General features: G+C 35.3%; 13 protein-coding genes. 1 reads left to right on the top strand and 12 read right to left on the bottom strand.

What is annotated here, in order from left to right; all coding sequences use genetic code 11:
- Nucleotides 1-155 precede the first annotated feature (155 nt).
- Nucleotides 156-644 (top strand): hypothetical protein, encoded by a 489-nt coding sequence (locus tag KW2_RS04595; RefSeq protein ID WP_021037075.1) that lies wholly within the window; start codon nucleotides 156-158, stop codon nucleotides 642-644.
- Nucleotides 645-882: 238 nt separating this feature from the next.
- On the opposite strand, the gene deoD is transcribed toward KW2_RS04595, so the two are convergent.
- From deoD to glf, 12 genes are all read right to left on the bottom strand, one after another.
- Nucleotides 883-1587, bottom strand: a complete 705-nt coding sequence (gene deoD, locus KW2_RS04590; RefSeq protein ID WP_011675883.1) for a purine-nucleoside phosphorylase — start codon at nucleotides 1585-1587, stop codon at nucleotides 883-885.
- 70 nt (nucleotides 1588-1657) lie between these two features.
- Complete coding sequence (locus KW2_RS04585; RefSeq protein WP_021037074.1) at nucleotides 1658-1927, bottom strand: zinc ribbon domain-containing protein; 270 nt, start codon at nucleotides 1925-1927, stop codon at nucleotides 1658-1660.
- Between the two features lie 57 nt (nucleotides 1928-1984).
- Entirely contained in the window at nucleotides 1985-3220 is a 1236-nt protein-coding gene (locus KW2_RS04580; protein ID WP_021037073.1) for a phosphopentomutase, read from the bottom strand.
- Nucleotides 3221-3406: 186 nt separating this feature from the next.
- Nucleotides 3407-4327, bottom strand: a complete 921-nt coding sequence (locus KW2_RS04575) for an LCP family protein (protein ID WP_021037072.1) — start codon at nucleotides 4325-4327, stop codon at nucleotides 3407-3409.
- Nucleotides 4328-4337: 10 nt separating this feature from the next.
- Complete coding sequence (locus KW2_RS04570) at nucleotides 4338-5453, bottom strand: CDP-glycerol glycerophosphotransferase family protein (RefSeq protein WP_021037071.1); 1116 nt, start codon at nucleotides 5451-5453, stop codon at nucleotides 4338-4340.
- The gene (locus tag KW2_RS04565) at nucleotides 5443-6630 is read right to left on the bottom strand and encodes a CDP-glycerol glycerophosphotransferase family protein (RefSeq protein ID WP_021037070.1); all 1188 of its coding nucleotides are present in this window, start codon (nucleotides 6628-6630) and stop codon (nucleotides 5443-5445) included. The genes KW2_RS04570 and KW2_RS04565 overlap by 11 nt, the downstream gene beginning before the upstream one ends.
- 22 nt (nucleotides 6631-6652) lie before the next feature.
- Complete coding sequence (locus tag KW2_RS04560; RefSeq protein WP_021037069.1) at nucleotides 6653-7084, bottom strand: hypothetical protein; 432 nt, start codon at nucleotides 7082-7084, stop codon at nucleotides 6653-6655.
- On the bottom strand, nucleotides 7081-7536 hold the full coding sequence (tagD, locus tag KW2_RS04555; protein ID WP_021037068.1) for a glycerol-3-phosphate cytidylyltransferase: 456 nt from the start codon (nucleotides 7534-7536) through the stop codon (nucleotides 7081-7083). Before tagD ends, KW2_RS04560 begins: the two co-directional genes overlap by 4 nt.
- A gap of 51 nt (nucleotides 7537-7587) precedes the next feature.
- The gene (locus KW2_RS04550) at nucleotides 7588-8769 is read right to left on the bottom strand and encodes a DUF6270 domain-containing protein (RefSeq protein ID WP_021037067.1); all 1182 of its coding nucleotides are present in this window, start codon (nucleotides 8767-8769) and stop codon (nucleotides 7588-7590) included.
- Between the two features lie 96 nt (nucleotides 8770-8865).
- On the bottom strand, nucleotides 8866-9852 hold the full coding sequence (locus KW2_RS04545; RefSeq protein WP_244878748.1) for a glycoside hydrolase family 43 protein: 987 nt from the start codon (nucleotides 9850-9852) through the stop codon (nucleotides 8866-8868).
- Nucleotides 9853-9869: 17 nt separating this feature from the next.
- Complete coding sequence (locus KW2_RS04540; RefSeq protein WP_021037065.1) at nucleotides 9870-11156, bottom strand: SGNH/GDSL hydrolase family protein; 1287 nt, start codon at nucleotides 11154-11156, stop codon at nucleotides 9870-9872.
- Complete coding sequence (gene glf, locus KW2_RS04535) at nucleotides 11149-12279, bottom strand: UDP-galactopyranose mutase (RefSeq protein WP_021037064.1); 1131 nt, start codon at nucleotides 12277-12279, stop codon at nucleotides 11149-11151. Before glf ends, KW2_RS04540 begins: the two co-directional genes overlap by 8 nt.
- Nucleotides 12280-12293: the final 14 nt, after the last annotated feature.

Below are 12293 nucleotides of genomic sequence, written 5' to 3'. Positions count from 1 at the left end.
AAACTACAAAAACTTGATTTTTCCCCCAAATGTTTTTGATTTATAAGCTTTAATTCGGTATAATAAATTTTTAGAGAGTACTAAATTAACGGAACTAAAAATTACGAGCAACACTTTGATACTCGTTAAAAGCTGGGTTAGGAATATTAAACTTTATGAGAAATGGAAAAACTCCAAAACCAAAAAAACCAATCTATAAAAGAATTTGGTTTTGGATTGTCGTAGTCATCCTTGTTGTTATCATTGGTAGCGCGCTTGGAGGCGGAGGAAAAGATAAGAATAAAGATTCTTCTTCAAAATCTACGGCGGCCTCTAAATCTTCTAGCAATTCTAAGGCTTCATCTAGCTCTTCTGAAAAACCAAAATCTGGATGGACACAAGAAATTTATGATTCTATCGTTTCAGCAACTGCAAACTTTAACAATGATGGAACAATGGCTTACAGTGGCGGTACACCTTATGCTGATATTGAAGCAAAAGTTGGTAAACCAACTACAACCTCTGAATCTAGCATTGGAGATCAAACTTTAGTTACAGTAAACTGGACTTCAGTTTCTTGGACAAAAGGTTCAACAGAAAGTGTTACCGTTCAATACGACAAAGCTTCTGGCCAAATTACAAGTAAATCTAAATTTAATGCATAAGAAACTTTACCTCATCTCTGAAAAGATGGAAGGAAAGTTTATCTAAAATAAAAAAAAAGCTTTTGAATAAGCTTTTTTATTTTCAGAAATAACAGAAGATGGAAAACTCCTCTAATAAAATAGAACTTGAGTGATAAAAAATAGACCTTCTAAAGGTCTATTTTTTTTTTTAAGAAACAGAAATTTACTTAGCTTGAGAATTAACTCAACTTGTCAGTAAAACAAAGCTCTAAATTAATTATTCAGCAATCAAAGTTTCCAAACCAACTTTCATCATATCTGTAAATGTCAATTGACGTTCTTCAGACGTTGTTGATTCTCCTGTCAAAATATGGTCAGAAATCGTCATAATTCCCAAAGTTTGCACTTTATATTTTGCCCCAAGATAATAAAGACCAGCTGCTTCCATTTCGACAGCCTTCACACCGAGTTTCCCAACTTTAACTGCATCTGGTCCACCATAGAACAAATCAGAGCTGAGAATATTTCCAACGTGAGTTGTAATTCCGAGGTCTTTTGCAATATGATAAGCTTTATCAAGCAAATCAAAATCAGCAATTTGCGGGAAATCAAAATCAGGAAAATCATGACGGACAATGGCTGAAGTTGTTGCTGCTGCCTGACCAATGACAAGGTCGCGAATATGAACATCTTCATTGACAGAGCCTGCAGTTCCAACACGAATCAATCTTTTAACGCCATATTCTGTAATCAATTCATTAGCATAGATTGAGATTGAAGGAATTCCCATTCCTGTTCCCATGACAGAAACACGGTGGCCTTTGTAAGTTCCAGTAAAGCCAAGCATTCCGCGAACTTGGTTAAATTGCACAGCATCTTCAAGGAAGTTTTCTGCGATAAATTTTGCGCGAAGTGGATCTCCTGGTAAGAGAATTTTATCTGCGATTTCGCCTTTTTGAGCTTCGATATGTGGTGTTGGCATTTTTAATTTCCTTTTCTTTTAATATAATTATCAAATTTACTGACAGAATTTTCGTCAGTAAGTTAAGAACTTAATTTTTCCAGCGTTTCAAACCTTTGAGTTGCATTGGATAAAGTTTTTTGAAAAGCCATTTTTGCATTTTAGGCATTGGATTATTATCCAAACCTTTTCGTCCAATTTCAACCATTTCATCAAAAGTAAGATCTGGTTTAACAAAACGACCTTGCATATAGCAATAGATACAGTAGTCTGCTGAAAATTCGCCGTTTGCTTCTGTTCCTTTGTAAGAATCATCAGCAATTGGCATTCCGCAAGATTGGCAAAATGCTTTTTTAGCCATAAATAGATTTTTCTTTCTAATTCTGTCAGTAAAATTGACTGACAGAAGCACTTTATTTTAAACTAATGCGTCCAAGAATGATTCACCCGTTTGAGCTTTTTTAACAGAGAAGTTTTCGGCAATAGTTGCTGAAATGTCAGCAAAATGTCCCACAGGTAAAACTTTAGGTTCTTTAAATGATTTAGAGAAAATTACGAGTGGAATATATTCACGAGTATGGTCAGTTCCTACGTATGAAGGGTCATTCCCGTGGTCAGCAGTAATCATCAACAAATCATCTTCTTTCATTGCATCAATGATTTCTGGCAAGCGACCATCAAAGTCTTCAATTGCTTTTCCGTAACCTTCAACATCGCGACGATGTCCATATTTCGCATCGAAATCAACTAAGTTTGTAAAAGAAAATCCTTCAGTAAATTCAGTTTTCGTCATTGCTTTAAGTAGACGATCAACCCCATCCATATCATTATGGTTATGACCCATATCATATTTAACACCTACTGTGTTGAAAATATCTGAAATTTTTCCGACTGAGTAAGTATCAATCCCTGCCTTGTAAAGTTTTTCTAATACAGTTTCAGCAAATGGTGAGAGCGCATAGTCACGACGTCCATCAGTCCGTTCAAAGTTTCCGGCTTCTCCAACATAAGGGCGAGCGATGATTCGGCCAATCATGATACCAGAACCTTCTAGGGTAATTGAACGAACATATTCACAAATTTTATAAAGTTCTTCACGAGAAATAACATCTTCATGTGCAGCAATTTGTAAAACAGGGTCAGCTGAAGTATAAATAATCAACTCTCCAGTTTCCAATTGACGAGGGCCGAAATCTTCAATGACCGCTGTCCCAGAATAAGGTTTATTTGCTTCACGAATGATTTTACGACCAGAAAATTCTTCAATTTTTTCAAGTAAATCTTCTGGATATCCTTCTGGATAAGTTGGGAATGGCGTTTGAATATTCAAGCCCATAATTTCCCAGTGCCCAGTCATTGTATCTTTACCTTTTGAAATTTCTTCAAGTTTTGTGACATAAGCTGCTGGTTTTTGTGCAGCAGGAATCGTTTTGAGTGGACTTTCACGCGGGATATTTCCCCAACCTAAGTTTTGAAGGTTAGGCACATCAAGTCCACGAATTTCTGAAATATGACCAATCGTGTCTGATTTCACATCATTAATTGCTTCATGCGTTTCAACGTCATGATTAAAGAATTTGTCAGCGTCTGGTGCAGCACCAATTCCGACAGAGTCCATTACAACAAGATGAATACGACCAAATTTTTTAGGCATTATATCTCTCCATTTCTGATGCTATATCAATAGCAAAACTAACTAATTCTATTATACATAAACTATCCAAAAAAGGGCAGTCAAAGCTGTTAAGAAAAAGACATTCTTTTTGCCAAAAATTGCTTTTTTTAATAAATAGATGTCACAAAAAAATCATTGGATACTTGACCAATGATTTTTATCTTTTTATTTTAAACTTTCTTGAAATTGTTCTTTAGCCAAATCGAGATTTGCTTGTGAAATCGCAGTGACTTCTGACTGACCTGCTACTTTGCTACTGTGGATATTAATTTTTTTAATACTTATTGCTCCATGATAATTTAAAGCTAAAGCCTTAACATTTCCAAAATTAAAAGTAGTTTTAAAAACCTTAGGAAAGACTGTCAAAATTTGACCATAATGTCTGATTAAAAGCAGCGGACTTTTGAGTTTGCCGATAACTGCCATTACAACTTCTTGCTGACGTGCAAAAGCTTTTTTTGTATCTCCGGTATTTAAACGAGTGAAATAAGCTGCCACTTCCTTGGTGTTGTTTAAGGCAACAGTTCCTTGAGGAAACTTGAAACCTTGGGCAGTAAATTCATTAGCGTTCTGAATAGATACACCACCAATGGCCTGAACTAATTCTCCCATTTGGTCTAAATCAATTCTTACAAATTTATTGGTCTTAACTTGAAGAAGATTTTCCATCTCTTTAATAACCGCTGCTTCTCCCCCAGAATTATAGAGAGTCAGTAAACTTTGATTGTCTGGCAGCAGAGCACTTGTCGAAAGATTGATAATCGTCGTTTGTTGCAAACGCGGATTCATCGCTGCCATATCTGCCGAAACTAAGACGTCTTTCCCATCAATTTTACTTATTCCAAGAATGGCCGTCGTAAACGCCTCCTTCTTTTTTAAGGAAACAGAAGTCATTTGCGTTGGCGGATTCACATATGCCTTCGTTACAGCTGTTTTCACATCAAAATAAACTTTTCCACCAACAGCACCTATAAGAAGGACCAAAAACAAAAGCACAGCCAAAATTATTTTTAAAGTAGTCCTTTTCTTTTTTTTAGCTCCACGTTTTAAGTGACTGTCATTTTCTGCAATTCTGGATTTACTCATTTTATTCTCCTTAACCCGCCATTATTGATTCAATCAAATCTAAGACTCGATCCGTTGATTTTCCATCTCTAAATTTATACATTTTGTCAGTAAATCGTTGCCGTTTCAAATTATCATTTTCTGTTTCACCATTAACAGCCGCGATTGCTTTAATTAACTCATCTTCATTTTTAGTAACTTGACCTGGAAATTCATTTTCATAATCAATCGTAAATCCCGGCTTATGCGAATAGGTCATTAAATCAGGACTATAAGCAATAATTGGTTTATTAAAGACCATCCAATCAATTGCAATCGCCGAATAATCTGTCACTAAAATATCTGTCACACAAAAAAGTGAAGAAATCAATTCATCTTGAATATACAAAACATGTTCATTTTTGGCATAATTTGAATGCTGAATAAGCGGGTGACTTTTGTAAATAATAAGATAATCATTTCCAACTGCCTGATGAACCTTCTCTAAATCAATTAGTGCTTCTTTAAAATGCGTACTAATTCGTCCTCTAAATGTTGGCGCATAAGTAATAATTTTCTTTCCCTTTAAAAGAGGATATTTTTCTAGTAATCTCTGAGAAGTCTGGTCAACAAATTTTTGGTCAAAAATCTTATCATTATTTGGAATTCCAGTCACAAAGACTTGAGCCTCTGTCACATTAAATGCACGTGCAAAAATTGGTTTTAAAAAATCAGAGTTAGCGATTGTATAATCATAATGATTAACGATATAATCTCGTTCCACATCATTTCCAAATTTTTTCAAAGCGCCTGTCGCATGCCATAACTGCAAGACTTTAACATTCTTACGGTGTGGAAACTTGGAAACAACAAAATTATTATAATCAATAATGACTAAACGTGAACTCTCAATTAAAAACAACTGACGAATACAAGCATAGCCATATTTTATGTTTCCCCAAAGAGAAGATTCAAACTTGAACAAAACCGTCCGCAGTTCATATTTATCTTTTTGCTTCAAACGGTCATAAATTAACTTAAAATCTTTTGACAAATTATCATGCTCCAAAGAAATAAAAGTAATCCGATTCTTCTTCACCCTCATAATGAAGGCAAAAGGATAAAAAATTCCAAGAATTATTGTCAAAATAATTGATTTAGTTTTCATTAAAAATCCTCTTAACAACTTTAGAACAAGCTTTCCCATCATTCCATAAGTTAAATTTTTGATTAAAATCCTTCAATCGTTCAAAATCAAAATTTCCGTCATTAATTTTCATTAATAATTCTTCTTCTGTTTTGATGATGTCATTAGGTAAATCCTCAGGGACATTCAAATAAAAGCCCCTTAAGTCCTGCTCATATTGTTCAAAATCATACATATAAAAGTATATTGGCCGCTTTAACACCGCATAATCAAAAAATACACTTGAATAATCAGTAATCAAAATATCACTCAGTAAATAAGCATCATTAATATCTGAACTTGCTGACATGACAAAGACAAAATCACGCAATTCTTCTGGTACTTGATAAGCATTCGCTATCAAATAATGAGGTTTGAATAAAATGATAGTTTTATCATCCAATCGCTCCTTCCATTTATAAAAATCAACAGCCAAATCAAACTTATAACCCTTAATATCAAAAGAATCATCTCGCCAAGTTGGAGCATACAAAATAATTTTTTTGCCAGTTGGCAGACCATAACGAGTTTTTAAGTCCACTAGCTTATCTGCTGAACTATTTACCAAATAGTCTACTCGAGGATAGCCAACCTCTAACAGTTTTTCTTTCTCTATTTCAAAAGCACTGACAAAAACTTGACTAGAAAAAGTATTCGATGAAATCAAATAATCCCACTGACAGCTATCTTGGTCATAACTTTTGAGCATCTGCTCATAAGATAAACGACTCCGATAATAAGTATTTCCATTATCAAAAAGATCATGACCTAAACGTTTCAAAGGCGTTCCATGCCAAGTTTGTAAGTAAATCTGACCTTTCTTTTTTTGATAATAAGTTGGCATCTTCGCATTAAAAACCCAGTACTTCGCTTTGGTCAGTAAATAATAGTAGGTCAAAGAATTTAATTTAACAACTCTCGCCCCCAAAATCGACTCTTGCTTTTTAAAAGCCCAAACAAAACGATAATCAGCAAATTCTTCACTCTCTCTCATGTATTCAAAAAGATAACGTGGATTATCTGAATAAGATTTACCATTAAAAGAAACAAAAAGAATCAATCGGTCATCTATTCTTACAAATTTTCCTAAAATCCTAAGAAAAAGAGAAAGAATCGTTCTTAAGACCATTAACCTTGTTTTAACTAATAAACTTAACATTTTTTCTCCTTTCCATACGACTTTAAAATATCTGTTTGCGAACAATGTTAATCAGTTTTTTCATTGGTACATTCGTCAGAAATGATTCCGATATTGCATCAATAATTTCTTGGGACTTTGCAAGACTTTTTTCCTTACGTAATCCTTTGAGAAGTTGATTGATATCTCCATCTACTGGTTTTCCCACTATTTTCAATGATTGCTCGAAAGCTTTTTGAGAAATAATGATTAAGTTTGCTTCATTAGGCAGAAACTCTACTTTGATAAATTTCTTCTTTTGTAGCAGAGAAATCCCCTCACCAATTTTCACATAAAGTTCTTCAGTCTCTAATGAGTTAGGATAAGTAGAATTCTGCTTTTTCGTCAAACTTTCAATTTGCCACACAAGTTTGATTAGTTTTGCTGGATTTCCTAAAAATGATAATTTAGAAAAAATAAGCTTTAGATCATTCATAAAATCTTCTTCTCTTTTTCTTTTGCTATGTCTTTATCATTATTTGAGTAAAGTTTCCCAATTTCTTTTTTTATATTTGATGAAGAAACTTTGCCACGCGGAAAATACATAATTTTTAGATTAGGAAACTCTTCTTTAAGAAAATCAAATTTCCCTTTCCAATCATCTCCCATCGCAAAAATATCTACATCAAACATATCAATATAAAGACTCTTATCATTCCAAGATTGCTCTGGAACAACTAAATCGACATAACGAATGGATTCCAAAACATACTTTCTCGTATCATAATCTTGAAAGCACTTCTTACCCTTTTCATCATTAAATTCATCCGTCGAAAGCATTACAATCAACTTACTGCCCAAATTTTTAGCATTTCGCAACATATTCACATGACTCTCGTGTAAAATATCAAAAGTTCCCGCAACTAAGACTGTTTTTTCTTTATCCATGTTTAGCTCTCTTTTTATTTAATCTTTATCTATGATAATTATTGAAAACAGTTAATCCTTCAATGATAGTGATAAATTCCGATAACGGAAATGTCCTGCTCCAACCATATGAGGTCCTAATTCCAAATATTTTCCCTTGCATTTTAGCTCAATATTAATATGCTTCCATTTACCAGAACTCAGATTTTCAAGTTTGGAAGAATAAATTTTGGTCTCTTTAATTTCCCTAGTCACTTTGTCATCATAAGTCCAAATATAGAAAAATGCATCGTTTAGGTGAAGGGCAAAGAGATTTTCAACCCAAACTTCCATTGATAGCTCAAATTTATGTACTGAATTCCCATCATTTGAAATCTGAATCGGTGCACTATGCAAAATAGTAAAGCCCTCCATAGTTTGCCGATTAATCTCTAAAATTCCATTCTTGACAAAGTATTCTCCAGAATCATCTTGCCAATATTTTTTTCCTTCACTGAAATCAGCATTATTGATTAAATTATAACTAAGAGATGTTTCTGAAATTTTCTTTGTTTTTTCAATTTTATTTTTTGCTTGAGAAAAAAGTTCCAATTGGTTAATCTTAAAATTTCCAAAGATATGCTGATAAAGTTCTAAAAGGCTATCATTAATGACTGGAATACCTTTTTTTTGAGCATATTCATTAAATCTTAGCCAAACTTGACTGACATTATTTTTTCTTTTTGTTTCTTCTAGAAAATTAATTGTGTTAACTAAAACGAGTGTTTCTGGTAAAAAGCGTTGAATAAATTCAACGAAGCTATCGAACGCTTGGCACCAAATAGATGAATAGTCTAAAAATTCTTGAACTGATTGGTTTGAACTCATTTGCCTTTTAATTTTGACATCAGATAAAAGGTAAGCTCCTGTTACATCTTTAAAACTATTTGTTAAAAAGCTTCCTTCTTGAGTTTCAATCACACCGTTAAAAACGTCACCATAGAAATCTAATATTAAAATATCCGGTTGCACTGCAATTAAAGCACTCAAAGTATCTTTGTCTAACTCATCTAACATTTGTTGAACATCATCAACTTTTAATTTTGTATCTAACTTTTTATAATCATACTCAATTGCCTTTGACATTAAGGAAATAAAAGATAAATTTTTTCGATAAAGTACAATTTCAAATTCCTCTTCACTTTTTTGTTTATTCTTATCGAACAGCTCTCGCGATAAATCTGAACCAATAATAGCAACCCGATTTTTCATCATTAATTTCCTCCTTTTTCCATATCACTCATCATCTCTTTACATATCCATAACTATTCAATACGAGAACATTAAGGTCTCTCAGTGCTTATTAACTCTTTATTTCGTTACCTCGGGGACATGTCCTTCTTCCCACAAAAATGATAATTCATAGAGTTGACGACTGCTTTCTGCCGTATTAACGCCCTTAATCCAACCATGCAAAAGCAACGTTTCCTTAGAACCCTTTCCTTGTACAAGCTCAGCACCCCCAGGTCCAACAATTTGATTTCTCAACGATGCCGTTGTGAGCAAAGCCCCTTGGTACTGGTAAGGACCTGACAACTTTTTACTTATTGCATATCCTGTAAAATAATCAGAAGTGACATACGAATTCCCTGAAAATAGCAAAACATATGTTCCATCAGGTGCTTTGGTCAAATAAGGTCCTTCAATCGTTGATACAACTCCTGCTTTCCCATTATCATTCGGATTTGCAACCTCTGTATTTGTCAAAAGTCTTTCTGCTTTCCCTGTAACCTCCAAACCATTTTTACTTAGTTTTTGAAGCCACAAAGAACTCGTTTTACCTATTGCATTCCCATCATTTTTATAAAGGAGATAGTTCTGCCCATCCTTATCTTGAAAAGTATCTGGATCAATCAGACCGCCCGCAGAATTATCTGTCGCCACGCGCTCTTCTTCCGCTTTAAAAGGACCTTGCGGCTTATTTGCCCATGCGACCCCAATAGAGCGTTTTTTCGACTTTTTATCAATAGCCGAAAAATAAAGTAAATAACGTTTGCCCACTTGACTGATGTGAGGTGCCCAAATACTCCTCTGCGCCCAGTCTGGTAAGTCTGGCAAAGCATCTCCGATGATCTGATAATTTTTCCCTGACTTTGATGTTGCCAATGGAATATTCAAACCGTCTGTCGATGTCGCATAAGCATAGTAAGTTCCCTGTTCATAAATCCCTGTTGGGTCTGGGAAATTATCTGTCGCAAGATTGACTTGTTCTTCTTGTTCATGTGGAAAAAAGAAACCAACCAAAAACAACACTCCCAGAAGCACAACAATACGTAAGATAACTTTGAAAGCTTTCATTTTATTTGAAATCATAATCACTTAAACAAACTCAGATTAACTGCATTCCCCATCACCTTATAGCCCGCATTATTAGGATGCAGGTGATCGCCACTGTCATAAATCGGATTAAGTTCTTCCAAATTACCTGAAGCCACTAATACTTTGGAAAAATCAACCGTCCCATCAAAAGCACCACTCGTCAAAATCCAATGATTTACTTTCTGCCGAACTTTTTCTTTTTTCACTGACCAAGTAGGATAACCTTTAAAAGGAGGAATTGTCCCAGCAATAACTCGAACACCCGATGTATGTGCCTGATTGATTATTTTCTTATAACCTTCAATAATCTTATTAGCAGAAGCCCCAGTATTGATATCGTTGACACCTTCTAACAAGAGAATATCCTTGAGTGCAGGCCGATTGAGAACATCTCTATCAAGACGTGATAAGGCAGATTGACCAAAATAAGCATTTTTTGCCACATTCGTCGGTGAATCTGTTAAAACTTGATTTCCTGTAATCCCCTCATTGACAAGACTCCATTCATTACCTTTTTGCGAATTCAGTCTATTCATTAGAGTATCCGTGTATCTTCCCTCATTCGTCGAGTGAAAACCATCTGTAAGTGAATCTCCTAATGCAACGATGGTCTTTGATGCTCCCGTATCAGAAGCTTGCACATCAAGACTATCAATAAACCACCAATTTGGTGTTTCAAGCCAACCTGCTGTATTCTTAGCTGTCGTTTGGTTTGTCCCGATGGTGATATAAGACGTTTCATTTGCCAACCAATGTCCTGTTTGCTCGATTGCCTTTGGTGTATAGAAAGTCACTGCTAACCTTGTTCTGGCTGGCACAGTTAGTTTAATCGTATCACTGAGCAATTCTTTTCCTTGGGCAATCGTTGTTGCCGACTTTCCTTGAAAAGTAATTGGTACATTTTGCCCAATGATATTTCCTTTTGCGTCCGCAATCCCGATATAAGCATCTTCTATCTGCAAACCAGCATTACCAAAAGTATTCGTAAAGTTAAGGCGAAAGGCTGTACCACTCACATCAGTCACCAATAGATTGCGGATTGTTCCTGTGTAGTTATGATTTCCCATATCAACAGGCGAAGCCGCCCAAGTAGAAACCCAAGAACTAGCCTTGTTATGTTTTGATGCATTGAGTGAAGTAACTTTGCCAGAAGGTGCTGCCGAGCGAATTTTTTCATAACCTAGCAGACCAATGAGCGCCACGATGAGGATAAGAAGCAAACTAAGCCCAATTTTTAAAATTCTTGGTTGTCGCCTTTTTCTTCTTCTTGCTTTATTACTCATTGAACTCTTTCTCCACAGTCTTTAACGCTGCTCCAAAAACTTGATCCATATCATAATATTGATAATTTCCAAGCCGGCCACCAAAGATAACATTTTTTAGCTCATTTGCTTCTTTGCGATATTTCTTGAAAAGTTCCGAGTTCTTTTCATCATTCACAGGATAGTAGGCTTCTTTACTTCTATCCCAATCTTGTGGAAATTCCTTACTGATAATTGATTTTCCAGTATCTGCATGATTGTCAAAATGGCGCCATTCCATGACGCGTGTATAAGGAGTTTCAGCGTCAGTGTAGTTAATGACCGCATTGCCTTGAACATTGTCAGCCTCATGCAATTCACTCTCAAAACGGACAGAGCGATATTCCAATTCGCCATGTTTGTAGTCAAAGAAGGCGTCAATCATGCCTGTATAAACAATCTTTGGAAATTCTGACAGATAGGTTTTTTTATCCGTCAAAAAGTCGGTATTGACTTTGACATCTATCAAATCTGACGCAAGCAATTTGTCAAAAATCGCACTATAACCGTCAACTGGGACGCCTTGATAACGATGATTGAAGTAGTTGTTATCAAAAGTGTAACGCACAGGCAGGCGACGAATGATGAAAGCAGGGAGTTCTGTTGCCTTACGTCCCCATTGTTTCTCTGTGTAACCTTTGATGAGTTTGCTGTAAATATCCGTCCCAATCAGCGAAATCGCTTGTTCTTCCAGATTTTTCGGTGTGCCTGAAATCCCCGCGGCTGCCTTTTCTTCGGCAATTTTTGCGGTTGCTTCTGCTGGTGTTTTCACGCCCCACATCTGATAAAAAGTATTCATATTGAAAGGCAGATTATAGAGTTCTCCTTTGTAATTGGCAACGACTTGATTGATATAACCATTGAACTCAGTAAATTGATTGACATAGTCCCAGACTTCTTTGTTATCCGTGTGGAAGATATGTGCGCCGAAATCATGGACATTAATGCCATTTTCTTTGTGCGTGTACATATTCCCACCAATATGCGTGCGTTTTTCAATAATGAGCGAACGTTTACCACGCTTGGCAGCTTCATAAGCGAAAATTGCGCCATAAGGACCGCTGCCAACGATAAGATAATCGTAATTTTTTGTGTTATATTTCATTATTTTTCTCCATG

Origin of the sequence: Lactococcus cremoris subsp. cremoris KW2 (assembly GCF_000468955.1) — a bacterium.
In the GTDB taxonomy this organism is placed as follows: Bacteria; Bacillota; Bacilli; order Lactobacillales; family Streptococcaceae; genus Lactococcus; species Lactococcus cremoris.
Note: the sequence above shows the minus strand (reverse complement) of the source record. Positions and strands in the feature narration are given on the sequence as shown.